The 24,841-nt window shown below is 46.6% G+C and carries 22 protein-coding genes, 2 pseudogenes and 1 riboswitch; of the genes and pseudogenes, 13 read left to right on the plus strand and 11 right to left on the minus strand.

Translation table 11 applies throughout. The features are described from left to right. Positions 1-166 precede the first annotated feature (166 nt). The 3 genes from ACLB09_RS12940 to ACLB09_RS12950 are packed head-to-tail and all read left to right on the plus strand — an operon-like array spanning position 167 to position 1,547. A complete protein-coding gene (locus tag ACLB09_RS12940; RefSeq protein ID WP_410770763.1) occupies positions 167-514 on the plus strand; it encodes a MarR family winged helix-turn-helix transcriptional regulator in 348 nt (115 codons plus the stop codon). A 5-nt stretch (positions 515-519) separates the two neighbouring features. Beyond that, positions 520-960: a pyridoxamine 5'-phosphate oxidase family protein gene (locus ACLB09_RS12945; RefSeq protein ID WP_410770252.1), complete on the plus strand. Its 441-nt coding sequence runs from the start codon at positions 520-522 to the stop codon at positions 958-960. After that, positions 957-1,547 carry a YdeI/OmpD-associated family protein gene (locus tag ACLB09_RS12950; RefSeq protein ID WP_410770253.1) on the plus strand — a complete coding sequence of 197 codons (591 nt, stop codon included), beginning with the start codon at positions 957-959 and terminating at the stop codon, positions 1,545-1,547. The genes ACLB09_RS12945 and ACLB09_RS12950 overlap by 4 nt, the downstream gene beginning before the upstream one ends. 83 nt (positions 1,548-1,630) lie before the next feature. On the opposite strand, the gene ACLB09_RS12955 is transcribed toward ACLB09_RS12950, so the two are convergent. After that, positions 1,631-2,110 (minus strand): hypothetical protein, encoded by a 480-nt coding sequence (locus ACLB09_RS12955; protein ID WP_410770254.1) that lies wholly within the window; start codon positions 2,108-2,110, stop codon positions 1,631-1,633. 306 nt (positions 2,111-2,416) lie between these two features. On the opposite strand from ACLB09_RS12955, the gene ACLB09_RS12960 reads away from it, so the two are divergent. Then, on the plus strand, positions 2,417-4,462 hold the full coding sequence (locus ACLB09_RS12960) for a methyl-accepting chemotaxis protein (protein WP_410770255.1): 2,046 nt from the start codon (positions 2,417-2,419) through the stop codon (positions 4,460-4,462). A gap of 97 nt (positions 4,463-4,559) precedes the next feature. On the opposite strand, the gene ACLB09_RS12965 is transcribed toward ACLB09_RS12960, so the two are convergent. Beyond that, the gene (locus ACLB09_RS12965) at positions 4,560-5,477 is read right to left on the minus strand and encodes a phosphotransferase family protein (RefSeq protein WP_410770256.1); all 918 of its coding nucleotides are present in this window, start codon (positions 5,475-5,477) and stop codon (positions 4,560-4,562) included. A gap of 189 nt (positions 5,478-5,666) precedes the next feature. On the opposite strand from ACLB09_RS12965, the gene ACLB09_RS12970 reads away from it, so the two are divergent. After that, positions 5,667-6,056, plus strand: a complete 390-nt coding sequence (locus tag ACLB09_RS12970; RefSeq protein WP_410770257.1) for a hypothetical protein — start codon at positions 5,667-5,669, stop codon at positions 6,054-6,056. 38 nt (positions 6,057-6,094) lie between these two features. On the opposite strand, the gene ACLB09_RS12975 is transcribed toward ACLB09_RS12970, so the two are convergent. Then, positions 6,095-7,168: a hypothetical protein gene (locus ACLB09_RS12975; protein ID WP_410770258.1), complete on the minus strand. Its 1,074-nt coding sequence runs from the start codon at positions 7,166-7,168 to the stop codon at positions 6,095-6,097. 260 nt (positions 7,169-7,428) lie between these two features. Continuing rightward, a riboswitch (glycine riboswitch) is annotated at positions 7,429-7,509 on the plus strand. 143 nt (positions 7,510-7,652) lie between these two features. Between ACLB09_RS12975 and ACLB09_RS12980 the strand changes: the two genes are divergently transcribed. From ACLB09_RS12980 to ACLB09_RS13000, 5 genes are all read left to right on the plus strand, one after another. After that, positions 7,653-9,032, plus strand: a complete 1,380-nt coding sequence (locus ACLB09_RS12980) for an amino acid permease (protein WP_410770259.1) — start codon at positions 7,653-7,655, stop codon at positions 9,030-9,032. Between the two features lie 191 nt (positions 9,033-9,223). Then, positions 9,224-10,456, plus strand: a complete 1,233-nt coding sequence (locus ACLB09_RS12985; protein WP_410770260.1) for an FprA family A-type flavoprotein — start codon at positions 9,224-9,226, stop codon at positions 10,454-10,456. A gap of 26 nt (positions 10,457-10,482) precedes the next feature. Further along, complete coding sequence (locus ACLB09_RS12990; RefSeq protein WP_410770261.1) at positions 10,483-11,718, plus strand: NAD(P)/FAD-dependent oxidoreductase; 1,236 nt, start codon at positions 10,483-10,485, stop codon at positions 11,716-11,718. Between the two features lie 32 nt (positions 11,719-11,750). Further along, positions 11,751-11,918: a rubredoxin gene (gene rd, locus ACLB09_RS12995; RefSeq protein ID WP_410770764.1), complete on the plus strand. Its 168-nt coding sequence runs from the start codon at positions 11,751-11,753 to the stop codon at positions 11,916-11,918. A gap of 200 nt (positions 11,919-12,118) precedes the next feature. Next, positions 12,119-12,838: a Crp/Fnr family transcriptional regulator gene (locus ACLB09_RS13000; protein ID WP_410770262.1), complete on the plus strand. Its 720-nt coding sequence runs from the start codon at positions 12,119-12,121 to the stop codon at positions 12,836-12,838. Between the two features lie 66 nt (positions 12,839-12,904). On the opposite strand, the gene ACLB09_RS13005 is transcribed toward ACLB09_RS13000, so the two are convergent. The 7 genes from ACLB09_RS13005 to ACLB09_RS13035 are packed head-to-tail and all read right to left on the minus strand — an operon-like array spanning position 12,905 to position 21,566. After that, complete coding sequence (locus ACLB09_RS13005; protein ID WP_410770263.1) at positions 12,905-14,638, minus strand: family 10 glycosylhydrolase; 1,734 nt, start codon at positions 14,636-14,638, stop codon at positions 12,905-12,907. A gap of 44 nt (positions 14,639-14,682) precedes the next feature. Then, on the minus strand, positions 14,683-16,329 hold the full coding sequence (locus ACLB09_RS13010; RefSeq protein WP_410770264.1) for an extracellular solute-binding protein: 1,647 nt from the start codon (positions 16,327-16,329) through the stop codon (positions 14,683-14,685). Positions 16,330-16,362: 33 nt separating this feature from the next. Then, entirely contained in the window at positions 16,363-17,253 is an 891-nt protein-coding gene (locus ACLB09_RS13015) for a carbohydrate ABC transporter permease (RefSeq protein ID WP_410770265.1), read from the minus strand. A 28-nt stretch (positions 17,254-17,281) separates the two neighbouring features. Then, positions 17,282-18,208: an ABC transporter permease gene (locus tag ACLB09_RS13020; RefSeq protein ID WP_410770266.1), complete on the minus strand. Its 927-nt coding sequence runs from the start codon at positions 18,206-18,208 to the stop codon at positions 17,282-17,284. A gap of 24 nt (positions 18,209-18,232) precedes the next feature. Continuing rightward, entirely contained in the window at positions 18,233-19,531 is a 1,299-nt protein-coding gene (locus ACLB09_RS13025) for a 6-phospho-beta-glucosidase (RefSeq protein WP_410770267.1), read from the minus strand. A 41-nt stretch (positions 19,532-19,572) separates the two neighbouring features. Then, on the minus strand, positions 19,573-20,556 hold the full coding sequence (locus ACLB09_RS13030) for an N-acetylglucosamine kinase (RefSeq protein ID WP_410770268.1): 984 nt from the start codon (positions 20,554-20,556) through the stop codon (positions 19,573-19,575). Positions 20,557-20,576: 20 nt separating this feature from the next. Beyond that, positions 20,577-21,566, minus strand: coding sequence for a LacI family DNA-binding transcriptional regulator (locus ACLB09_RS13035; protein ID WP_410770269.1), 990 nt, complete (start codon positions 21,564-21,566; stop codon positions 20,577-20,579). 477 nt (positions 21,567-22,043) lie between these two features. Between ACLB09_RS13035 and ACLB09_RS13040 the strand changes: the two genes are divergently transcribed. Beyond that, positions 22,044-23,606 (plus strand): malate:quinone oxidoreductase, encoded by a 1,563-nt coding sequence (locus tag ACLB09_RS13040; protein WP_410770765.1) that lies wholly within the window; start codon positions 22,044-22,046, stop codon positions 23,604-23,606. 78 nt (positions 23,607-23,684) lie between these two features. Here ACLB09_RS13040 and ACLB09_RS13045 read toward each other — a convergent pair. Further along, positions 23,685-23,900: pseudogene (locus ACLB09_RS13045) on the minus strand (TetR-like C-terminal domain-containing protein); the annotation flags it as partial. Between ACLB09_RS13045 and ACLB09_RS13050 the strand changes: the two are divergent. After that, positions 23,894-23,983 (plus strand): annotated as a pseudogene (locus tag ACLB09_RS13050) (SDR family oxidoreductase); the annotation flags it as partial. The pseudogenes ACLB09_RS13045 and ACLB09_RS13050 sit on opposite strands and share 7 nt — an antisense overlap. A gap of 67 nt (positions 23,984-24,050) precedes the next feature. Beyond that, positions 24,051-24,824: an SDR family NAD(P)-dependent oxidoreductase gene (locus ACLB09_RS13055; RefSeq protein ID WP_410770270.1), complete on the plus strand. Its 774-nt coding sequence runs from the start codon at positions 24,051-24,053 to the stop codon at positions 24,822-24,824. Positions 24,825-24,841 lie beyond the last annotated feature (17 nt).

Here is a 24,841-nt window from a genome sequence, read left to right on the forward strand (position 1 = left end):
TTAGTTGCCAAATAGTACTATATAGTGATATTCTATATAAAGATAGTTTTACATAATAAGGAAGCAAGAAAGGAGCCGTACTATCGAAACAAGTGGGGGTTTTTTAATAACAAAAATCAAACAAATTCAAGGTAGGGTTTTTGAGCATATTCTTGCACAGCACGGCATTGACCAGTTTAACGGTGCACAAGGGCGGATCCTTCATATTCTTTGGAATAACGACAACATTCCTATATCGGAGCTTGCAAATAAAACCGGACTTGCAAAAACAACACTGACAAGTATGCTGGACAGGCTTGAAACGTCCGGTTATCTCAAGCGTGTTTATGATAAATATGACCGCCGGAGAATAAATATCAAGTTAACAGACACTGCAATAGCAATGAGGGATCAATACGATCTGGTGTCGGGACAAATGAATGATATCTTTTATGGGGGCTTCTCCGATAAGGAGATTGTTGAATTTGAAAAATATCTCCAAAGAATATTGACTAACCTAACAAAGAGGGAGTAAGAACAATGAATGAAAATGCAAAAGAATCAATAACGAATTTAAGGAAAAACAGCAGCACCGCTTATCTGGCTTCAATAAACGGAGAGGGTTATCCGGTTATGAGGGCCATGCTTGTTTTGGAACACGACAGCTTTAAAACACAATATTTTTCAACAAACACATCCTCCGGAAAAGTCAGCTATTATCAAAACAATCCCAAAGCATCGGTATATTACTGTGAACCCCAAAATTACAAAGGCGTGCTTTTCGTCGGTGAAATGCAGGTGTGCACGGATCAGGAAACAAAAGACTTTCTTTGGCGAGAGGGTTTTGAATGCTATTATCCACAGGGGGCGACAGATCCGGATTATTGTGTTCTAAAATTCACGGCAAGTTCCGGGAGTTTCTATAATGGACCTAATAGTGCAAAGTTTTCAATTGAAGAGTTAGAGGAGCAAGAATCATGAACCGGATATTATTTAGTAACCGTTCGGAGTTCAGGGAATGGCTCACAAATCATGCGCTTTCCGACGAGGGCGTTTGGCTTGTATTTGGCAAAAAGGATAAGCCGGTAACATTAAAAGCAAGTGAAGCGCTTGAAGAAGCGTTATGTTTTGGCTGGATTGACGGTCAAATGCAGAGCATGGATGAAACCACTTATCTCAAATACTTCAAACAGCGCGGTAAAACAAGCAATTGGTCGGATAAGAATAGAAACCTTGTTGAAAAGCTTGAATCCCAGGGGCTCATGACCGACTTAGGTAGAGAAAAGATTAAAATTGCAAAACAAAACGGGCGCTGGAATCCACCCAAATCCGAACCGCTTACCGAGGAGCAAATACAACAATTTGAAGATATGTTGAAACCCCATGAAAACGCCTATGCCAACTTCATAAAAATGTCGCTTTCGGCTCGTAAGGCATACACCGCCTCCTACTTTTTTGGTGCGAAAACCGAAGCTGGTAAACTAAAGAGATTCAACATCATTATCGAACGTTTGATTCTAAATTTAAATCCAATGGAAAGCATGAACAAGAAGCATGATAATGCATAAATTTTTATAAAATTCGCTGAATCAGGGGGGACTATTGATGCTCCTTTAAAGCATGGACTGCTTGATTTTACAAAAATTTATTATTATTTTTCTTTGTATTTCATTCCTCCACCGCTAAATATAGTCGTATTATCCGAATGCTTATTAAGGTTGTTGAATCGGTTCGTTTGGGCATCAAGAACAATTGCATTTAGTTTACCGATAAGCATAGCTACACCAATCAGGAAAGGTATAAACAGCAGCAGTGAAAATTCCTCTATGCTGAAAATTTTAAAGATTACATAAACAAGTAAGGGATATCCAAGCAATAAAGAAACTAACATAATAAAATATTTTGAAGTAAAGAATGATTCACTGCTTTTCTTTATTAATTTATTTATCTTCTTTGTGCCGCCCAGTTTTTCCAGGGTAATGGCAAGAGCGTCTGTATAGGATACCCCTTGTTTGGATAGCTCCTTAATCGAAGTCTGAATGTGACTCTCCAAATTCTTTTTTAATCGAAGGGTTTTGCTATTTAAATTTTCCGGAAAAAGCCCCTCAAGCAATCTTTCAAGTTCATTCATTATAGATCCCCCCCATTTTCAACAACTTAATCCAGTGCATTTCAGTTAAACGTTTACTGTAATTATAAATCCAATTCCCTTGATTTGGAAGCCATCGCTTATCTGCTTATAGGCGCCGGTGTCTTTATGTCGAAAAATGTGGAAAAATGTTGAAATTTTTCTGGTTTATATTGTATATTACTAGTGATAATGTGCAGCACCTGTTGCGTTTAATATTTCCAAATAATACTAATGTGGTTAGCGGGCCTTTCGAGGTTACACAGTCTAGTTTTTCTGGAAATATTACTAACAAAAGAGGTGCAATTAATGAAAGATTTTGGATTCCCGCAGAAGGCGAAAGAAGGACTTAACAGAATCACAGGTTTATTTAACGGCAAGTTACGAAATAAGATCATTATTTTGTTTCTAGTCGTGTCACTACTCCCGTTAGTTGCGATATCCGGTTACATTTTTAACCAGACTTCATCGGCGCTTATCAATAAACAAAGGGAGAGTTACGAAAAGCTGGTTACCAGCACAAGCAACACCGTGGATCAGTATATCGGCCAGCGGATGGCGGAAGTACAAATCCTGGCATCCACATCGGATATAAAGTCGACGGATTTGGCGGCAAAAACCCGATTTCTTAAAAGCTTTACGGAAAGCACCCAGGTTTTCGACGGCAATACGTTTACTTCCACGGACGGCGTTGTTTCCGCGGATACGTTTGAGAGCAATATCGGCGTGGATCTGAGTGAACGGGGCTATATTAAGGACGGTTTGCAAGGCAAGTCTTCCTACAGCGAAGTGGTGGTCGCCAAATCGACCGGAAGCCGTTCCATTATTGTAGCGACGCCGGTTACGGGAGAAGACGGTAAAGTCATGGGTGTCCTTACCGGATTGGTCAACTTCGAAGCATTCATGAATAAGTACACGGAAGAGCTGCATATCGATAACGGAGCCGGCTATCCTATCGTCGTAGATTCGAAGGGAGTAATTCAGCTCCACCCGAACAAAGAATTAATCGGGAAGGCCGTTAACGAATCCGGAGTTGCGCCTGGCTTGGCGGATATTTTGCAAACCAGACAGACAAGTTCCGGTTCCGTTACGTACCAAGAGGGGGGAAAGACATTTGTCGTTGTCTATGCCCCGATCGAGCAGTCCGGGTATGGACTGTATCTTCATCTCCCGCTGGCGGCCATTACGAAGCAGGTGGATTCCGTTAAAGCGGATGTTGTTATCGTGGTCATATTGGTCATGCTGGCAGTCAGTATTATTGCTTATGTCATGGGCAGACAAATATCCAAACCGATCACGGAAGTTGCCTCCATCGCCGAGCGCATATCCGCGGGGGATTTGACGGTGTCGCAGTTAAAAATACGCACTCGTGATGAGGCCGGTCAGTTATCCCGTTCCGTTAATGTGATGGTTGAGAATTTGCGCAGCTTCATTTCGAAGGTCCAGGTTACGGCGGATGAGGTGGCTACGTCTGCTGAAGAGCTTTCCACGAACGCCGAACAAACTAGCCAAGCAGCCCAGCAAATTGCCACGACTATCGAGCAAATGGCAGAGGGCACGGACAAACAGCTTCACGATGTCGAAGCGAGCGTCAATTCTATCACGGAAGTAGCTGAGGACGTACAGCAAGTTTCCGTTAATGCGCAGCAAGTGACGGATTCTGCAATACACACCTCACGCACTGCTGGAGAAGGAAATCAGGAAATTCAAACCGTGATTGCGCAGATGCACTCTATTAAAGAGACCGTCACCCGGATGGCAGATATCATATCCAATCTGGGGGCAAGATCAGCCGAAATCGATGAAATGACCAAAGTCATTTCCGATATGGCGAATCAAACCAATTTGCTGTCGCTCAACGCAGCCATTGAAGCCGCCCGCGCAGGGGAGCATGGACGGGGATTTGCCGTTGTAGCGAGCGAAATCCGTAAATTGGCGGAACATTCGGCTAACTCGGCCGGACAGATCGGGCTGCTCATCTCTACGATTCAAAACGAGACCCAGTATGCTGTCGAAGCGATGGGTAAAGGAACCAAGGAAGTGGATCTGGGTATGGAGGTTGTTCACAGAGCCGGTGAATCGTTTGAGATTATCCAGCAATCTATTAATCAAGTGGCGGCTCAGATCCAAGAGGTTACTGCGTATTCCCGGCAGATCCAATCCAGCACGGGACAAGCCGTCGAGATCGTCAGCCAGATTTCCGAAGTGGCACAACATTCTGCGGACGGGACGAAGGATATTTCGGCCGCAGTGCAAGAACAGTTGGCGTCGATTGAAGAAGTCAACATGTTCTCGGGCTCTCTGGCCAAAATGTCCGAAGACTTGCAGAACATCGTAAAAGAATTCAGACTATAGAAAAGCAGCCAGCCAGTCGTCGATGATGCATCTACGACTGGTTATTTAGCTTTGTTTGAATATGATTTTAGCTGTCTTAGATTTGCAATAGCCCCTTTCAGACATTAGCGTGGCAGGAAACGACTTCCTGATACAAATCTTCTACATCTTTTAGTAAATCAGGTATCCAATTCTCCGATCCGTGGATGATATCCGTCCCACCATAAGCAAGCCAGTGTAATGTCTTTATCAGCCAACATAGACCGCCAATTCGTACTTGCCAGTTCAGATGGTCAACTGGATAGTCAGTTCCCGCGGCGTATGCCGAAATCATCTCTTCCCTCGTTAGTTTGCTTCGGGCGCATCCTTCCTTAATCAAGCAATATAGGTCACCGAGATGAGGGCTTAAAAAAGCAGAGGACCAGTCAATCGGCATAATGCCGTTTTCTTGAATCACCAGATTCTTGGCGTGATAATCATGATGTACTATCGAGACCGGTACCGTCTGATAGAGTCTTTCCAAATGATGAGTCAACACGGTCTTCATTTTCAATATAACTCCTGTTTTCGCCGCTAATTGTTTCGAATTCAACAGGTCGTCCAGGAACTCCAGGAAGTTTTCCTGTGAAACGGTGTAATGATCGACGATCTTCTTAGGGATCCCGTCCAGGTTGGCTGCTGCTCTCGCCCTTAGTCTGGCTAATTCCCGCGCTGCCTCAAGAAATAGAGCAGGATGGGGGCGCTGTTCCAGATTTTTTTCACCCGCATCTTCCATGAGGATAACTCCGCTGTTCATCAATTGGGCATCTTCAAAAATCCGTGGGGCTTTGATTTGCAGCGGGTGTACTAAATTCCGGTAAATCTCCGCTTCTCCCGCCATTTCACTCCCGCCCCATTTAATGATGACTGTCTCGCCTGTCGCAAACTTTATTCTGTAGACTTCCGAAAGAGTCCATTTCCTTAACGGTGACCATTCGGTAACCTCCTTCAACGAGGGGATCGTTGAACAATAGTCAGAAAAGCATTCAGGAATCATTACGTCCCTTCCTCCCACACCATAGGCTTACGAACACATTTTTACATATATGGGGAAAAAGATATAGACTTATAATTCCTCTTTAAGTATGATGTTGAATAGGGTCTTGATAAATTTCAGGACTCTTTTTTTATTTTTATATGAGCCAAGTAAAAGCTATCTCAAAAAGGATCGACGGGAGGAATTCAAATGAGCTATGATTTGATGGCTTTCGAGCCGTCCAAGGCGCCGAAGGAAAGAAAGGCGTTTATGGATTGGTATGAACAACAAGTGGAATGGTCGGAAGACCATAACTATAATGATCCCGCGGTTTGCTCGGAGGCGCTGCAGCGATTTTACGGTGAGCTGTCGGAGCATTTTCCCAATATGAACGTTGATGAGGAGATATTTGAAGCTATGGAGGAGGCCGGAACCGATAACCGGTTGACCGACTACTCGCTAGGCTCCGCCGTCATCTATGCGGCCTTTGCTTATTCCGTGGCTGAGGAAGCCTATACGACCATGCGGGAATTGGCTTTAAAACACAAGGTCGGATTTTTTGATGTCAGCAGCAACGACGGAGAAATCATCTTTCCTTGAATCGCAACATATGCCTAACCGGAAGGCGGCCTCTTGAATTACAAATAGAATTCTCGGGCCTCCTTCCCAAAGAATCGGGTTACATTCTTGTGCTCGGCAAGATCCACATGGTTCTGTCTCATGATCTTCTGAATGAAAATAGCGTCCGTAAAGATTTTATTGATAATGACCTCGCACCATGATGGGGTGCCTTTAAAGTAATCCACCAAGTCGTGAATTTCATCAAAGTTAAAATAAAGAATATAGCAGACGTAATTCTGCAACAACGTGCTGAAACAATGATCCCGATAGGGGTTAGAGCGAGTGTCGGAGAGAAAGTCCTTCATGATGGCGAATAACACTGATTTATTTTCCGAGTAAGTCCGGATCAGATGATCAACGTTATTAATCAGTCTTAATATCTCGTCCAGCCCTTCTTCCGGAGGCATGGCCAGCTTGGCCGATTTACCCTCTATGGACCTTAGCAGCGCCAGGGTGAGGTTTTTGCAGGCCTGTATTTCCAGCGGACCTATGGATAGCGTATCCTTATACTGGTCGGAATTCTCGCTGTAATAATCGTGATAAGCGGAAAAATAATGCTCCATGACGATATTCGTTTTCGTATGCACCAGATCTTGCCCGCGATAGGAGAAGGCGTAGAGGGTTTCCTCATTGACCGGGTGAGCATAAAGGTAGAAAAAGAAGAAAAATTCTCTGAGTTGCTGCCTTTGTTCATCGTTCAGTCTGACGGTTTCCGCCGACTGGGTTAGCTGAAAAAAGCAATAGCTTTTCATAAAATCGTTCATGGCATTGTACGGGTGAATCTTGGCGATGGACGTCGTAGCGTTAATAGTAAACAACAGATAATACAAGGTCTGTTCGTCATATAGATCCAGATGTTCAAAATCAGCGGAGAGTACGGGCTCCCAATCCGGATTCGTGATGTAGTTGGGATCTCTCGGTTGCAATTCAGAGGCCCACTCCGTAAACGACTCCTCATTACGATCCGCAAAGAACAATTCCGCGCCATCGTCTTCAAGAAGGAAGTATTCAAAGCCGCCGATTTGAGCGGACGGTAACCCCCTGTTAAACTTTTTGTTTAGATATTCGTTATAGAATTGTTGAAGGTTCATCACTCATATCCTCGGTTCTATTAGGATTGCATTCGTATAACGCATAATCTAACTGTAAGGGAGTTACCCATGAATACGCAACAACGCAAGCTGGTTTTTTCCATAACCGTCATGTATAGAAGAGGTTTTTCGGCATAGCGACTTTTATCACTGATTAAATCATCACATCGCAAGTAATATGTTAAAATATCAGAACAGCAATACGGCATCATTAACTTCATAATTCGCAAGCTATGATTGCTATGGATCACACTATAGCAGGAGCAGCTTCTGGAGAGACTGCGGGATTTCCGCGGCGCCGAAGGGTTCACAATCTCAGGCAAAAGGACAGAAGAGTACTGAATATTTATTTGTCATGCTGATCGCTATCGCTATTGGCTGGACAGGTACTATTTAATATTCTTTATGAACCGGGAGATTGGATGACATCCAATCTCTTTTTTGTTTGCATCAAAGTAATGTATAAATTAAGGGGGAACTAGGTATGGCACAACCGGAATTAAAGAGAGAGCTGGCCAATCGTCATGTTCAGCTAATCGCCATCGGAGGCACCATTGGTACGGGATTATTTTTAGGTTCGGGCAAAGCGATCCAGCAGGCGGGTCCATCCATCATGATTACGTATCTGATCGTGGGAATCGCCGTGTTTTTTGTGATGAGAGCACTGGGAGAACTGCTGTTGTCCAAAGCGGGTTATCAGTCGTTTACGGACATTGCCGAAGACTATCTCGGGCCTCGGGCTGCATTCATCACCGGCTGGACGTATTGGTTTTGCTGGATCATGACGGCGATGGCTGACGTTATCGCGGTGGGCGTATACGTACAATATTGGTTCGATATCCCGCAGTGGGTACCGGCCATCATCTGCTTGATCATTTTGTTAGGGCTCAATTTATTAACCGTAAAGAATTTTGGAGAACTGGAATTTTGGTTTGCGTTAATTAAAGTCATCACGATTCTCGCCTTAATCGGCATTGGGGTCATTTTGCTGATCATGGGATTCAAGACCGATGCAGGATCGGTTACGGTAACTAACCTCTGGAAACACGGGGGATTATTTCCGAACGGCGTTACAGGTTTTTTATTTTCCTTTCAAATGGTGGTATTCGCTTATGTCGGCGTGGAATTGGTGGGCGTATCGGCAGCGGAAACCTCCAATCCGGAAAAAAACATCCCTTCGGCGATCAATAAAATACCGCTGCGGATTTTGTTTTTCTACGTTGGCGCTCTTTTCGTCCTGCTGTGCATCAACCCGTGGACTCAGCTCAATGCGTCGGAAAGTCCTTTTGTGAAAACCTTTAGTTTGGTAGGGATTCCGCTTGCCGCAGGCATTATTAACTTCGTCGTATTGACTTCAGCCGCGTCCGCTTGCAACAGCGGAATGTTCTCGACAAGCCGGATTCTTTATAATTTGAGCAAAAACCGGCAGGCGTCGCCCCGCTTCGGAAAATTGAATAAGAATCATGTACCGGGCAACTCGCTATTCATTTCTACGCTGGTCATCTCCGCGGGCGCTCTTTTAAGCAAACTCATTCCGGAGCAGGCTTTCGGTATCGTGACCACCATAAGCGCCATTTGTTTTATTTGGGTTTGGGGCGTCGTTCTTGTATGCCATATCAAATATAAGAAAACCCGGCCGGATTTGCAGGCTAAGTCGAAATTCAAAGCGCCTTTAACGCCGGCCGTGAATTATGCCGTCTTGACTTTGTTTGCCGGAATTCTCATCATCATGCTGATCGCTGCGGAAACACGTCCGGCTTTATTGTTTACGCCGCTATGGTTTATTCTATTGTTCATCTTGTATTCGATCGGAAGCAAGAAGAGAAAGATCAATCAGGATCAGAGCATGATCCATAAACAGTAAGGACGAGGATGATTAGAACAGGATACTCTTTTCCATTTGGAAAGGGGTATCCTGTTTTTTTTTGACAGTAAGATGAGTCTGTGACAAATTTCTCAAATTGTGATTCAAATCCTGATTGAATTTTTTAAAGTGGGATAGGATGGGGGCAGTTAGTTAAATACAAAGAGCCAATAGGAGGGCGAGTGATAGAGATGAATAAAATGGAGATAGCCAAGGACATATACTGGGTAGGAAAAATAGATGACCGTGAGGTGCCGTTCCACCGTTTGATTCTCGCTAAAGGGACAACGTACAATGCTTATTTGCTCAAAACAGCCAAACCAACCGTGATCGATACCGTAGATATGGAATTTGGCCGGGAGTTTGTTGAATATTTGAGTGAGTTTATTGACCCTAATGACATTCAATATATCGTTATTAATCATACGGAGCCTGACCATTCCGGCGGTCTAGCGGCACTTGCAGGCAGAGCGCCTAATGCAACGATTGTGTGCACGGAATTGGCTGTTAACGAGTTAAAAGAAATGTATAAGCTTCATTCGAGAACCTTCCTGGTTGTAAAAGATGGCGACACGCTGGATATCGGCGGCAAAACATTGAAATTCAAAGAAACGCCTTACTTGCATACCGAAGAAACGATGATTACGTATTGCATCGAGGATAAAATTTTGTTCCCTTGCGATATTTTCAGTACACATGTGGCCACAACAGGGTCCCTGTTCGCAGATGAAGCAGGCTATGATATTACGGATGATTTCATCGGCTACTATAATGCGATCATTCATCCGCACCGCAGATATGTGCGTACATTGATTCAAGCCCTAGAGGATCTGGATGTGCAAATGATTGCTCCTTCACATGGCTATATTTTGCGGACGGACATTCAGAAATATGTTGACCTCTATGCCACTTTAAGCGCAAATACCGTAGATAACAAACGAGTAACTATCGTGTATACAACCATTAAGAACAATACGAAAAAAGTAGCGGAGCAGCTGAAGCATTTCTTTGAAGAGAATCAAATTCAGACTACGGTATTTAATTCGGATAAGGCAGATAAAGCAGAGATTATCGCAAGTATTCAAGCCGCCGATGCCGTATGGATCGGAAGCTCAACCAAATATGCGGATATGATCGGGAACCTGGAAGAGTTGCTAATGGATTTGAAGGAATTGAATTTGGAAGGCAAGATTGCCGCAGCCTTTGGTTCTTATGGATGGAGCGGGGAAGCGATTGAAGTCATTCAGGACTATCTTTTGCAGACGAATATGAATGTACAAACCACCTCCCAAGTCATCAAATCAACGGGGATGACCCATGTCGAGTTTCCGGTTCGCGTCCGATTTGCCCCTAAAAACGAGCAGTCGAAAAAAATCGAGCATGCCGCGGCCTTTGTCGCCGATTTGTTGCAAAGCGCGATCTAAATGTTAAACCGAGGGAGGGTGAAATTATGACGAAGAACTATTGCATCATTGGAACGGGCGTCGCTGCAGTCAACGCGGCAAAAGCCATTCGGGATCAAGACCCGGAAGGGAATATCCTGATCTTCGGATCCGAAGATTCGCTACCTTATAACCGCATTAAATTGTCCAAGGATTTATACGGCGATTTGCGTAGTGAGAAAGTGCTGATCAAGAAAGAGGCGTGGTACCAGAAGCAACAAATCCGGACGTTTCCGAACACGGCCATCACGCAAATCGATGTAGAAGAACATGCGTTAGTTACTTCTGCAGGTGAGCGTATTTCCTACGATAAGTTGCTTATTTGCACTGGCGCGAAGAACCGGAAGCTACCGCTTCCCGGTTTCGACAAGCAAGGGGTATACACGATCCGTGAAATGCATGAGGCAGAGGCGTTCAAGACTTATATTGAAGATAAATCAAGCATTGTAAATATCGGCGGGGGCATTCAAGGTTTGGAGACTGCATGGTCGATCGTGAAAGCCGGCAAAAAAGTAACCATCCTGGAAGCTGCGCCCCGGCTGATGGCCAGACAATTGGATGAACAAGCAAGTTCCATTCTAAAACAGAAGATAGAGGCAGCGGGGGTAGATGTCCTATTGCAGGCGGCAGTTCAGCAGGTTGTAGGGGAAGAGGCCGTAGCAGGGATTCAAGTCAATGAATCCACGATACCTTGCGACAGTGTCATCTATTCCATCGGAGTCATTCCGAATGTAGACCTTGTTGCGAACACGCCTGTGACCACCAAGCGGGGAATTGTCGTCAATGACTATATGGAGACGAATGTTCCTGATGTTTATGCGGCAGGAGATGTTACCGAGTGGAATGGCGCGGTTGAAGGCTTATGGGACCGTGCGATGGATCAAGGAAAGGTAGCGGGCAAAAATATGGCATCCCAAGGAACAGAAGTCTATCGGAAGACGATCCCGTTGACGGTGTTTAACGCATTCGATCTTGCCTTATTCTCTATGGGGGTTGTCGATGAGTCGCAGTGTGATACCACCTTGGTTGAAGAAGACGCTGCTGCCGGTAAATACACGAGATTGTTCTTTGCGAATGGAACCCTCGTCGGCGTTATTTCATTTGAAAGTGTTATTGCGGCTGCGCCGTATAAAACAGCGATTGAGAGCCAAGTGTCCTTGGCCGGGCTGAATCTGAAGGCGTTGTCGATTCAAGAGATTATGGCCGTTGCCAAAGAGCGGCTTGCAACACCAATTACTGCGTAACGAATATAAAGGAGACGATAAACATGGAACCGATGAAAAAATACATCTGTATCCCTTGCGGATATATTTATGACCCTGCGGTAGGAGATCCGGATGAGGATGTTGAACCGGGAACCGCATTCGAGGATTTGCCAGAAGACTGGGTCTGCCCCGTATGTGGGGAAGACAAGGATAAGTTCGAAGAGGTTCCGGAGCAATAGGATCTATACGATGTAATGAATTTCTCTTAATAGATGCCTCCCTGAGATTTGTTGATAACAAATTTAGGGAGGCATTTTTGCGCGGTGTGTGCCTCTAAGCACATAGGCACTTAAATTTCGCTGGTATATTGTTCTCAGTGATACTCATTATCATCAGTTTAAAATATCAATTGATTTCTACGAATTAGGGGGATGCATGTATGAAAGAACATTCCTGTAACCATGATCCAAACCGGAGGAAGGCTCCTTGCCCAAAGAAGGTTCCGATTTTTCAAGCTTTGTCTGATCAGGAGATCCTGAAGATTGCGCAAATGACCAGACATATTCAATATAGTAAAGGGCAGATGCTGTTAAATGAAGGCGAGAAATCGGACAAATTGTTTATCGTCAACCACGGTCAAGTCAAGGTGTCCAAATTTACGATAGACGGCAAGGAACAAATTCTATATCTGCTGACCAGCGGGGAATTTTTTGGAGAGTTGCATTTATTCAACCCGGATGAAACCCACAATTTCAGTGTCTATGCGATTGAAGATACTGAAATATGCTTGTTGACGAAAGAATCGATGGACCGGATTATGGAGGATAACCCCGAAATTTCAATCAAGCTATTAACGGCGGTGACCCAAAGGCTGGCCCATACGGAGAATTTGGCGCAGAATCTGGCAACGAAGAATTCAGATGCACGGGTGGCACATATGATTCTGGAATTTGGCAAGAAATTCGGCAGAGATCGTAAAGAGGGGGTACTGATAGAATTGCCTATTTCCCGTGAGGAAATGGCCAGTTATGTCGGGGTCACCCGGGAGACGATTAGCCGAAAACTCAGCAAATTCGAGAAATTAGGGTTCATATCCTTATCCGGTAACAAACAACTTTTCGTCAAAAATCAGGAGGCTTTACGCGAATATATTCAGTGACATAGCCCGCAATCTGAGGCACCCTTTCGGGTGCCTTTTGATTTCGCCTATGGAGAATATGCTGAGTTATCGGGTTAATTTCACATTTCTGAACACGGCCTTGCTTCCCGAATCGTCTCCCGGATTGCTAAGCGCCATGCCGATATACACCTGGCGATTCATGGGGATATTGACCGTTCCGACCTTTGCCCAGTTACGACCGTTGGTTGAAATCCAGCCGGTAAAGGTATTCCCCTTCCTGCTCAACTTCAGCCAGCTTGGAGCGGACCCATCTGCGGTTTGGTCGGTCATTCCCCCCTGGGTCTCTTCGCGATATTGGAAGGTTGCGCCGTTCTCGGAGGTAAGCATCATGTCCGCGTGTTTCGAATCAGAATTCAACGCCTCCCGGATCATAATGCCGGCCTTGGCCCAACCATCCACACGGTCCATCGACCGCACCTGAAGAATCATCTCCATATCGCCCTTCACGGGTTGATATACAAAATTCAGTTGGTCCGCACTTCCCCAAATATCCGTGGAGTTGCTGCTCATTGTAAATTGCTTCTTGGAGGAATTATAGACAACATTTCCCGGCATCGAGCCGATGTTCCTTGCCTTCCAGCCTGTTGGCAGCTGGGCCGGATAATCCTGTTCGACCGGAGGCGTCCAGTCCGGCGTCGGCCAGGTTGTACGTTCATTGATTTTTGCCAGCTCGGATTCGGGCCAGGTCCCGTAAGCAAAGAACGAGAGGCGCTTCACGCCGGGATAATTATCGCGGATGCCCTTATAGATCTCTTGATATTCGTCATCGGTCCAATCATTATCCAGCGTTGCCACAATTTCCACTTGATGGCCGCTGATCCGGTCACTCGTATCCTTCAATATGCCGTATTCCGTGCTGTATACCCAATCGCTATTGAAATCCCAGTCATCGAAATACGCCATAGGCGCCACAAAATCGATATATTGCTTGAACTTGGATACGTCTTGCCCGACCTCTATAAATTCCGGCGGCAAAATATAAACGCCGAGCTGCACATCCGGTTTGGAGGACTGGGAGATATCCTGACGGATCTCGCCAACATACTGTCCGATTTGATCCGTTCTCCATTCGTTCCACTGCTCGCGCTGAGGCGAATCCGTATCGAAATCAATGCTAAGAGGCGAATACCCGAACTGCGTCTGATATTTATCGACCGTGTAATCGCTGACGTCCATGTTGTAATTGTCGAAGCGGATCCAATCCAGCACAACGCCGTCGACAGCATAGTTCTCAATCACTTCCTGAATGATGGAGCGCTCATACTGCTGCACTTCATGGTGAACCGGATTCACGAAATATTCGTTGCCGTTAGAGCCCGTAAACGGAGTTTGAACCCCATCAACCATCGATTGCATCTGCCAGTCCGAGTGCTTCAGGAAGGCCTCTTGATCATGAAACTGAGGAATCCAGGCATGAACCTTGATCCCTTCTGCATGAGCTGCCGTAATGACTTCCTGCAACGCATCGAAATTCTCGTATCCTTGCGCTACGGGCGCGATGTCGCTTTGGTAGAATACCCTTCCGGACGGAACCTCATCGTCTTCATCCTGCTTGACGTTCATGCTGATGACATCGACTCCGTAGGTTTTGGCCATATCGACAAAATTCAGTACATCCGCCGTGTTCTTAAACTGGTTCACTGTTCTTACAATGACTTCCGTTTCAAAGGGAGGATTACTCTCCTCCGCTGCCATAACCGAACCGGAAGTACCCGTCATCGAGAAAGCCAATACTAAACTCAACACCGCCATGAACCTCGCCCTCAGCGCAAATGTCATATTCTTGCCTCCATTAAAATAGTTTTTTCTATTTCAAACAAGAATTATTTAGTCGCATTGATCTTCTTGACGTTCTCCTGCCATCTTTCGGTTTTGAATTGGAGCAGCTTATCCAGCCCTGCTTTGGAAGTGTTCTTTTTGGCCGTTTCCAGGGCAGACAGCACATCGGCATCGGACTTCGCGTGGACCATCTGGGCAAAAGTAACGGTATAAACATCATGAACGTTTTGGGCAATGATGCCGATTTCCGTGTCCGGAACCGGGTCGGTATTCACGAATTCCGTAATGTCCAACGCGGTTTTCCAGGTTACCGTGGACTGTGCTATCGTTTCCCAGGATTTCTGATTCGCGGCAAGCGAAGCTTCAAGACTCATTTTGGCCGTATCGATAAAGGTCGTGTTTCCCGCCCAGTTAAAGTCCTCGAATTTTCTCATGGTTTCCGTACGCTCGTTGGCAGGAGTCGACTTGTATTTCTCGTTCGGGATCGGCGCTCCGTCCGCATCTTCTTCATCCCAATACAACCCTTTCGGACCGAAGAAAAGAACCTTCTGTCCTTCCGGACCCGTAATCCAGTCAAAGTAAGCGAAGATCGCCTCCGGATCCTTTGCTTTGGTAGTAATTATATTGACGTTCCAGCCCAACGTTTCAAAACCGCTAACGAACACCTTGTTCTTGTCTAGGCCGGCTTTGTGAATCGGCCAAATGATTTCATATCCGCTATCCGGATTATTGGCCGTCAGCGCGCGATGCCCTTCGGCACCGTAGGTAGTGATATTGGACTCGACCATAACCGCTACCCGGCCGGTATTTACCTTTTCTTTCACCGCATCCTGAGTTTGCTGCAGCGCATCCTGCGTGATCAGGCGTTCGCGGAACAGCTTATTGACATACAGCATCATTTCCTTGAAATCAGGATCGTCATAGATGGATACCAGCTTATCGCCTTCCGGGTATCCCATGAGCGAAATGAACTTACTGGTGGCGTTCTCCTTGAAGCCGCCGTAGATAATTTCTAGGCCAGCGCCCTTCTCGCCGACTTCCAGAGGGACTACGTCCGGGTACTTGTCTCGCACCTGGAGCAAGTATTGATACAAGTCATCGAAGGTTTCCAGCGCAGGTCTGCCGAGCTCGTTATAAATATCTTTGTTTACCATCCAACCGCCGTTGCCGAATTGTCCCGATGTATACCAGTTGGGGATTTGATAGATTTTTCCGTCTTCGGAGCGGAGCAGATTCAAAGTGGATTCCTTGACATATTTCTTGAAGTTCGGATATTTCTCATAGTAATCATCCAGCGCAACGAGCCTACCGGCCTTCGCTAACCGCTCTACCGTGGCTCCCCGGTCGGTAAAGATGACATCCGGCAGATCACCGCTTACGATCATCGTGTTGAGTTTTTCGGCGGCCGCCCCGCCGGATTGCACCGGTTCAACGGTAACCTTGCGGTTCTCCCGGATCCATTTCGTCGCTTCGTTCTCTGCCCAAGGCGCTGTCGTAAGCCAGTCATAGTGTCCATAGAAGCTGAAGGTTACAGGCTTAATTCCGCTGCCATCATCGGTGACTGTCCCTGTATCCTGGGTCTCCCCGCTATTCTCCTGCGAAGCATCAGGCTTATTGCCTCCGCCACAAGCGGTTAGAAGAATAAGTACGGAGATAAGCAGAAGCGTTACCCATTTCGTACGTTTACGCATGTTATCCCTTCTTTCTACAGAATAAGGAGACTGCTATTCTTTCAAAGAACCGATCAATACGCCCTTAACAAAATATTTTTGGAGAAAGGGGTACGTTAAAATAATCGGGATCGTAGCGATCATCATCGTGGCCATGGTCAACGACTTTGTTGTAATCGTCCGGTTCCGGTTCATATGATCCAGAGCGATGGCATTCGATGAGGCAATATCGGTCATAATGTTGGAGTTCATGATTTGCCGCAACAAGGTCTGAATGGGTAGCAAATGATCCTTGGTAATATAGATCGCTCCAGTAAACCAGTCGTTCCAGTGGCCCACAGCCGTAAATAACGCAATCGTAGCCAGCACCGGGCCGGAAACGGGGACGACGATTCTGAAGAAGATGCCGTAGTTGCTGCAGCCGTCGATTTTGGCCGATTCCTCCAGCCCTTCAGGCAGAGCCGAGAAAAAGGTGCGAATGACGATCATGTTATAGACGCTGATGATGCCTGGGATAATCAGCACCCAAAAGGTGTCGAGCATACCCAGTGCACGAATGAGCATATAGGACGGTATCAACCCGCCGCTAAAGAACATCGTTACAATGAAGAACACCATATATTGTTTTCGGAAAAGCAGTGTTTTCTTGGACATCCCATAAGCCATGAGCGCCGTGAAAAATACGGATAAGACCGTACCGCACAAAGTTCTAAGAATGGTGACCCCAAACGAGTTCAATAAGCGCTTATCCTGGAACACAATATAATAGTTCTCCAGCGTAAAGACTCTTGGCCACAGGGTTACGCCGCCAAGCGCCGTATCGCTTCCTTGATTGAAGGAAATTACAAGCGAGTTCCAAAACGGGTAAAGCATGATGGCAGCCAGTAACGTCAACAGAATATAGATACTCCGCTGCAGGATTTTGTCACCCAGACTTAGTCTCATTTTTCATCCCCCCTTTAGGTTGTAGCTCCTACCAGAGACTAACGTCTGCCTTGCGGGCGATTTTATTGGCTGTTACCAGCAGAATCACGCTGATCACCGCTTTGAATAGCCCTACCGCTGTCGCATAAGAGAATCGGGCATTCAAAATCCCGACGCGGTACACGTAGGTATCGATGACATCGGAGTATTCCCGCAGGATCGGATTGGTTCCCAGCAGCAAAATGTCCTCAAAGCCCGCACTGAGAAGATTACCGATGGCAAGAATCATAAAAATGATAATGATAGGCGCTATGCTGGGGAGCGTTATTAAGTAGATTTGCTTGAATCGGCTTGCGCCGTCGATGGAGGCTGCCTCATACATGGTGGGGTCAACGCCGGCGATCGCTGCCAGATAGACGATGCTCGCAAACCCGACTTCCTTCCACACGTTGACGCTTACTAGAATGGACCAGAAGTATTCCGGAACCGCAAGAAAGTTCACCGGCTCCTGGATAAGATCGAACCGCTCCAGCAAATAGTTCACCGTTCCGTTGTCCACGGACAGGAGGGAGAATACAAACCCGGATACAATGACCCAGGACAGGAAATAAGGCAGATAACTGACAGTCTGGATGAAACGCTTAAAGGCCATATTCCCGACTTCATTTAGCATCAGCGCAAGAAGAATCGGTGCCGGAAAGGAGATGATCAGTTTCAACAAGCTAATCACGAGCGTATTTCTCATTACATTCAAGAACTCCGGCGCCTGGAAGAACATTTTGAAATTCATAAATTCAACCCAGGGACTCTTCACGATACCGGCGAAAATATCGTACTGCTGGAACGCCATAACTACGCCATACATTGGGATGTAGCTAAAAATAAAGACAAAGATGATCCCTGGCCAGACCATGGACTGTAAATCCCATTGTTTGGTCAGTTGCTTCCATTTACTTGGTTTCGCAGCCGCCTTCATCGGTTTCTCCTCCTCCGGGACCGTCTAATGAAACATCGGCAAGTACTTTTTATTCGTCTCAAGCATTTCATCCAACAGCTTTTCGGCTACCGAAACCGAAGGGACCAGCGGATGATGGACCATGGCCTGAAGGGCGATGTCCCGGTCTCCATGCACGGCCGCTTCGATGGTCAGGCTCTCGTATTGCTTAACAGCCGCCAGCAGTCCCTTCACGGCTTCCGGAATTTTTTGCAGCGGAATCGGCAGCGGGCCTTGCTTGGTCACGACACAGTTGACTTCAATGGAAGCGTCCGCCGGCAAAAAGTCGATGATTCCGCCGTTTCGTACGTTCAGGGTCTGGATATCGCGGGAATCGTTATAGATGGAACGCATCAGCAGCACCGCTGCCTCGGAGTAATAGGCACCACCGCGCTGCTCCAGCTGTTTCGGCTTTTCCTTAAGCTCAACGTTCCGGTACAGCTCGAACAGTTCCTCTTCCACCTTTTTCACCACTTCAGCACGCGAGCCGGTGGTTGCAGCGGCTTCCTTTTGTTCCTCCAGCATAGCGTCCGTCATGTAGTAATAGCTGAGATAATAAGATGGTATCGCTTTCAATGAATTCAGGAACCGGTGATCCCAGGAATCGAACGGCACATTGTTTGCCTTATAGCTCTGGGGGTAATCAATGAGTTCTTGCAGCTTGCTGACTCCGTCAATCACGATATCGGATACCCAGTGCAGATGATTGATGCCCACAAACTCCGAATAAATCTTTTCCGTGGGAAGTCCGAAGAATCCGGAGAGCCACTTTTGAAACCCGATAGGCGAGTTGCACAAGCCTACGCTCTTTACCGAAGAATATTTGTGGACCGCCTCGGTCACCATGCCGGCCGGATTTGTAAAATTCAACAACCAGGCGTCCGGGGCAAGCTCCTCGATGTCTTTGCAAATATCCAGAATTACAGGTATCGTCCGCAGGCCTTTCATCATTCCTCCGGGACCGGTCGTCTCCTGACCGATGACATTGTGCCGGATCGGAATCAATTCGTCCCATTTTCGCGCCTCCAGCATGCCTACCCGGATTTGCGTGCAGACAAAGTCCGCACCGGCGATAGCTTCCCTGCGATCAAGCGTCTCGCAGACGGTAATCGGAAGCCCGGACTCAGCAATCATGCGCTTGCTCAGTTCGGCAATCGTACGCAGCTTTTCCTTCCCTTCTTCAATATCCACCAGCCATACTTCGCTTACGGGAAGCTCTTTGTGATGCAGGATAATGCCTTCGATAAGCTCCGGAGTATATGAAGACCCCGCTCCGACGACAACCAGCTTCAGTGTTTCCTTCATGATGGACCCTTCCTTCGCCTTTTCATTTTGATTGTTGCCGACTAGCATTTTATTGTTTTTGGTACTTCCGCCAGCGATAGGCGGTCAAGAATCTCCTGATTTACGCATATACCGCTGCTTTCCATGGCCAGAACGACCGAACCGACAACCGGCTCCCGGGATAAAATCCTTAATTTGCCATTAGGCGCGGTTTGCTTCAATCTCTGTTCAATGGCCCTTCGGATGATACCGGTGCGGTCTCCCTTGGTTAACAGGCTGCCCGCAAGCACGACGTCAAAGGTGTCGCCCTCCATTCCCAGTTGACGAATTGTCGCTGCCGCCGCCAGACCCAGCTCATTTCCTTGCTTGATTAGCAGCCCTGCGGCAACCTGGTCCCCTTCCTCCGCCGCTTGAAACAGCAGTTCGGCAATATGGGGAGGCAAGTCTCGGAAGTGATCCAGATAATCCTCTCTGAGCTCCGAAACGCTGGAATAGCCCAGCAAACCGGTTAAGCGTTCCGATAATACCGTCGCTTTCTCTCTTCCTTCCTCCGCCCGGACCACGCTGCGGAATACCTCAATACTCAAATCATAGCCACCGCCAAAATCACCGAACCGGTAGCCGAATCCGCCGCATTGGTAAGTTTCCCCCTTTGGATTTTTACCGGCACAGTTTACGCCCGATCCACAAATCAGCACTACCCCGTAGTTCTTTTCGGTGCCCGCCCGCAATGCGATCCAGGTATCGCAAGAAATTTCGGTTCGAGGAAGTCCGAGCCGGCTGACGATGGGCCGCAAAATACGAAAATCGTTCTCTCTGTCGGCTCCCGCGAGTCCGAACCAGGAATACTCCAACTGATCTTTTGTCAGTCCCGACGCCTTCAACGCTTCCAACACAGCCTGCTGCAAACTGATCTCCGCCTGCTCACGATTTTTTTGATGGTTCCCGATCCCTCCTCTGCCTACACCGATGACCTTGCCCTGTTCATTTGCGATCATTGCGTAGGTTTTGCTTCCTCCTGCATCGACTCCCAGAAAATACTTCACGGATCGTTTCACTCCTATGTTTATGTTTTCCTTACAGATGCGGTGGATTCGCGCACGAGAAGCTGAGGAGCGAGCTTCGTAACAGCAGCCGGCATCACCTCCCCATGGATCAGTTTCATCAGCAAATCAACGCCGATGCTGCCCATTTGCGCCTCCGGTTGTCTGACCGTCGTCAATCGGGGGTAGAATTCGCCTACGAACTGCTGATCATCAAAGCCAACGACCGAAATATCATGGGGCACCATAATCCCTTCTTCCCGAAGGGCCTGAACAACCCCGAGAGCGATAAAGTCATCCCCGGAGAAAATGGCTGTCGGCAGTCTATCTTCACGAATCCATCTCTTGGCTACCTCATATCCGCCGCTTACGGTAAAACCGCAATTTTCCGTACCGAAAGGAGTTAACCCCGCTTCCTCCAGCGCCTGGTCATAGCCCCGCTTGCGCTCCGCTACGCTCAGAAACACCGAAGGGCCCCCGATATAGGCAATTTGGGTATGTCCAAGACGGATCAGATGCTTGGTAGCCTCATATCCGCCTTGGTAGTTATCGACGACGACACTGGGAACATCCTCATGATGGATTTGATTGTCCAGCAAAACAAACGGAATGTTCTTTCTCTTCAACTCCGCGACGTATTCTTCTTCTTTAAGCGGCGACAGCAGGATAATGCCGTCTACGCGATCCTTTTGAAACAGGAAATTATCGCCTTCGACCTCGTTTTCCGCTATGGACAGGGCCAGAAAATAGCCTTGATCCGCGAGCTTACGGTTCACCACTCGAATAACGCGATCATAGAATGAATCGTTGAAGTTGGTGATCGACATGCCGATGATTCCTGTTTTACCGCGAACCAGACTCCGAGCCGCTGAATTGGGATGATAGTTGAGTTCCTCCATAGCCTTGAGGACTTTCTGTCTGTTTACTTCCCTCACCGATGGCGAGTTGTTAATGACTCTTGATACCGTTACTATAGATAGACCCGATTTCTTGGCTACATCATGGATATTCATATAAAAAGTAACTCCTCCTCTAAAGTTTAAACGTTTTAACTTTCAGGGAAAATAAAAAAGGCTTTTCTTACTTGCTAAAGTAATACCCTGCCGAAAAAAGAGAATAAAATGCAGAACAATTCTGAGATTTATTGTATAGGTTCACGCGTAGAGGAAATCTGGGAAGGCAACGCAAGTGCTGTGATTTCAGCGAAATCGACAGCTTTCAAAAATAGCGGATACCATAGGCCTACTTGGAGAGGATGTGTACGTAGGGGGCCTTTTTTGGACAAACAAGATTTTCAAACATCCAAGGAAAGTTTAAAGGTTTTAATTTTGATTAGATATTAGCACTATTCAAAAAATCCGTCAATAACTAAAAAGGGATTTGAGTTCAAAGGAAGCTACTCTATCCAATGCCTTCCAATTGTCCGAAGGAAAGTTTTTTCTTTTGTATTTACGGCTTTTTAATAACATATATCTATCATATAATAGTAGATATCTAAAAATGTTAATAATTATTTTTTAAAATATTTATGCATAAGGACGGTAAAAATGAACAACAGACAAACCGAAACAGATGTTGTCTTAATTGGTGCTGGCATCATGAGTGCAACTTTGGGTTCGCTTCTGAAAGAATTAGTACCGGACTGGAAGATTACAGTGATCGAGAAACTGGCGAAGGCAGGAGAAGAAAGCTCCAACGAGTGGAATAATGCGGGAACGGGGCATTCCGCACTCTGCGAGCTTAATTACACCGTCGAGAAACCGGATGGATCCATAGATATTAGCAAAGCGATAAAAGTGAATGAAGAGTTTCAGGTTTCAAGGCAATTTTGGTCTTACCTCGTAAATAGCAATCTGATCCGTAACCCGAAGGATTTTATCGTGCCTGTACCTCATATGAGCTTTGTCCAAGGGGAAAAGGACGTCACTTTTTTAAGAAAACGTTATGAAGCGCTATCCAGCAACCCGCTGTTCCAAGGGATGGAGTACTCCGAGGATCCGGCCAAACTGGCGGAATGGATTCCGCTCATGATGAAAGACCGGATATCGAATCAGCCTATAGCGGCTACAAGAAGCGAAGCGGGTACGGATGTCAACTTTGGCGCATTGACCCGCATTTTGCTTACCCACTTAAAGCGTAAAGACGTCGATATTCATTACAATCATCATGTGGATGATATTAAGCGTACTGGCCAGGGCCCATGGGAATTGAAAGTGCGGAATGTCGATAACGGCCGCGTTGAACGTATTGCTTCAAAATTTGTTTTTATCGGCGGTGGGGGAGGAAGCCTGCATTTGCTGCAAAAATCCGGTATTCCCGAAGGTAAGGGGATCGGAGGATTTCCGGTAAGCGGAATATTCATGGTGTGCCGGAAGCCGGAGATTGTTGCGCATCATCATGCCAAAGTATACGGTCAAGCGCCGGTCGGGGCTCCTCCCATGTCGGTTCCGCATCTGGACACAAGATATATCGACAATAAAGAGTCGTTGTTATTCGGACCGTTCGCCGGCTTCTCGCCAAAGTTTTTGCGGACCGGATCCATGTTGGATTTAATTACTTCCGTGAAACCTCATAACCTGACCACGATGCTGGCAGCCGGCGTAAAAAATGCTTCCTTGACGACTTACCTGATCAAGCAAGTTATGCTATCGAAGGAAAAGCGTATGGAGGCTTTACGGGAATTTGTCCCGAACGCGAAAAGCGAGGATTGGGATTTGCTTGTAGCCGGACAACGCGTGCAAATTATTAAAGATACGGCTGCCGGCAAAGGAACGCTTCAATTCGGCACGGAAGTCATTAGTGCCGCCGATGGCTCCATAGCGGCATTGCTCGGCGCTTCTCCGGGGGCTTCTACGGCTGTTTCCGTCATGCTGGAGGTCATCCAAAGATGCTTCCCGCAACATATCAAAGCGTGGGCGCCGAAAATAAAAGAAATGATTCCTTCGTATGGCGTGTCCCTATTGGAAAACCCCGCACTAATTCATGAAATTCATACATCAACATCGCTGACGCTTGGTCTGCTCCATGAGTTAGACCTGCAATCCGTCATGTAGACAGTACAATAGTATAATGAAATTCAACGGCCATTGTCCTGATTTCCGCGGGCAGTGGCCGTTAGTCTTGTCTGAAAATTATTGTCCTACATACTTAAACGAATACATATGAGTTTTCGTTAACTCAATGACTTCCTGAATAAATTCCTCTTGAGATTCTTTAAATCCCCCCTTGATCCAGCTGAGAATAAGTCCGTAAAAGCCGTAGGCCGTATAGCGTTTGAAATAATCCATGTTGACGGGAAGGTTATTGATCGTTTCGAATATAAATTGTTCTTCATAAATGGGCAAAAGCCGTACTGTTCATGGCCAGCGACGATTCTTCATTTATGACGGGTAACAGTTTGACCGTGGACGGCGGATATACGGCCCAATAATTGATCAATCTAAGGTATCCGGGACATTTTATATCATCATGATTCAAAATTTCGGGAGGTTAAAATCATGAGCAAATTTGACGGAAAAGTTATCGTAATTACGGGAGCAGCCGGCGGGATCGGGAAAGCCACCGCGAAAAAGCTGGCCGAACAAGGTGCAAAACTTGCATTGGTGGATTTGAATTTAGAGGCCGTTCAACAAGCGGTCTCGGAATTGGGTTTGGATGATTCAAGAGCGATCGCCCTTCAAGCCAATGTTGCGAAAGAAGAAGAAGTCAAAGGTTATGTGGATGCAACCGTTGAAAAATTCGGTAAAATCGATGGTTTCTTCAACAATGCCGGTATCGAAGGAACTACCGCAAACGTAGAAGATTTCCCGACGGAAATCTTTGAAATGGTTCTGAATGTCAACGTTAAGGGAGCGTTCTTTGGGCTGAAATACGTCGTGCCCGTTATGAAGGAGCAAGGATACGGCAGTATTGTGAATACCGCCTCCGGCGCAGGCTTGATCGGTTCGCCTGGATTTGTCGGCTATAACAGCTCCAAGCATGCCGTGATCGGCATGACCAAAGTCGTTGCGTTGGAAGCCGCTCCATTCGGAGTTAGAGTAAATGCCGTAGCGCCTGGGGTAATCAATACTCGCATGATGCGCCAAATCGAAAAGAATACGGTGCCTCAGGATGCCGAAGGAGCAAGAAAAGCGTTCGGTGCCGCCGTTCCTTTGGGAAGATACGGAGAAGCGGAAGAAGTAGCCAACGTCGCTATTTTCCTGCTGTCCGATGACGCGTCCTACGTATCGCAATCCATTTATACGGTAGATGGCGGTCAAATTAACCAGTAATTTTCCCGGTCAATCTA

This window comes from Fontibacillus forbon, assembly GCF_046559655.1.
Classification (GTDB): domain Bacteria; phylum Bacillota; class Bacilli; order Paenibacillales; family Paenibacillaceae; genus Fontibacillus.

What these genes read in the sequence shown, in the direction of transcription:
- ACLB09_RS12975 (WP_410770258.1), bottom strand. Translation starts at nt 7,168, where the DNA reads ATGAACCTTCAACAATTCTATAACGAATATCTAAACAAAAAGTTTAAC.
- ACLB09_RS13020 (WP_410770266.1), bottom strand. Translation starts at nt 18,208, where the DNA reads ATGAAGGCGGCTGCGAAACCAAGTAAATGGAAGCAACTGACCAAACAA.
- ACLB09_RS12960 (WP_410770255.1), top strand. Translation starts at nt 2,417, where the DNA reads ATGAAAGATTTTGGATTCCCGCAGAAGGCGAAAGAAGGACTTAACAGA.
- ACLB09_RS12990 (WP_410770261.1), top strand. Translation starts at nt 10,483, where the DNA reads ATGACGAAGAACTATTGCATCATTGGAACGGGCGTCGCTGCAGTCAAC.
- ACLB09_RS13055 (WP_410770270.1), top strand. Translation starts at nt 24,051, where the DNA reads ATGAGCAAATTTGACGGAAAAGTTATCGTAATTACGGGAGCAGCCGGC.
- ACLB09_RS12970 (WP_410770257.1), top strand. Translation starts at nt 5,667, where the DNA reads ATGAGCTATGATTTGATGGCTTTCGAGCCGTCCAAGGCGCCGAAGGAA.
- ACLB09_RS13000 (WP_410770262.1), top strand. Translation starts at nt 12,119, where the DNA reads ATGAAAGAACATTCCTGTAACCATGATCCAAACCGGAGGAAGGCTCCT.
- ACLB09_RS12980 (WP_410770259.1), top strand. Translation starts at nt 7,653, where the DNA reads ATGGCACAACCGGAATTAAAGAGAGAGCTGGCCAATCGTCATGTTCAG.
- ACLB09_RS12955 (WP_410770254.1), bottom strand. Translation starts at nt 2,110, where the DNA reads ATGAATGAACTTGAAAGATTGCTTGAGGGGCTTTTTCCGGAAAATTTA.
- ACLB09_RS12965 (WP_410770256.1), bottom strand. Translation starts at nt 5,477, where the DNA reads ATGATTCCTGAATGCTTTTCTGACTATTGTTCAACGATCCCCTCGTTG.
- ACLB09_RS12945 (WP_410770252.1), top strand. Translation starts at nt 520, where the DNA reads ATGAATGAAAATGCAAAAGAATCAATAACGAATTTAAGGAAAAACAGC.
- ACLB09_RS13015 (WP_410770265.1), bottom strand. Translation starts at nt 17,253, where the DNA reads ATGAGACTAAGTCTGGGTGACAAAATCCTGCAGCGGAGTATCTATATT.
- ACLB09_RS13010 (WP_410770264.1), bottom strand. Translation starts at nt 16,329, where the DNA reads ATGCGTAAACGTACGAAATGGGTAACGCTTCTGCTTATCTCCGTACTT.
- ACLB09_RS12985 (WP_410770260.1), top strand. Translation starts at nt 9,224, where the DNA reads ATGAATAAAATGGAGATAGCCAAGGACATATACTGGGTAGGAAAAATA.
- ACLB09_RS13035 (WP_410770269.1), bottom strand. Translation starts at nt 21,566, where the DNA reads ATGAATATCCATGATGTAGCCAAGAAATCGGGTCTATCTATAGTAACG.
- rd (WP_410770764.1), top strand. Translation starts at nt 11,751, where the DNA reads ATGAAAAAATACATCTGTATCCCTTGCGGATATATTTATGACCCTGCG.
- ACLB09_RS13005 (WP_410770263.1), bottom strand. Translation starts at nt 14,638, where the DNA reads ATGACATTTGCGCTGAGGGCGAGGTTCATGGCGGTGTTGAGTTTAGTA.
- ACLB09_RS13025 (WP_410770267.1), bottom strand. Translation starts at nt 19,531, where the DNA reads ATGAAGGAAACACTGAAGCTGGTTGTCGTCGGAGCGGGGTCTTCATAT.
- ACLB09_RS12950 (WP_410770253.1), top strand. Translation starts at nt 957, where the DNA reads ATGAACCGGATATTATTTAGTAACCGTTCGGAGTTCAGGGAATGGCTC.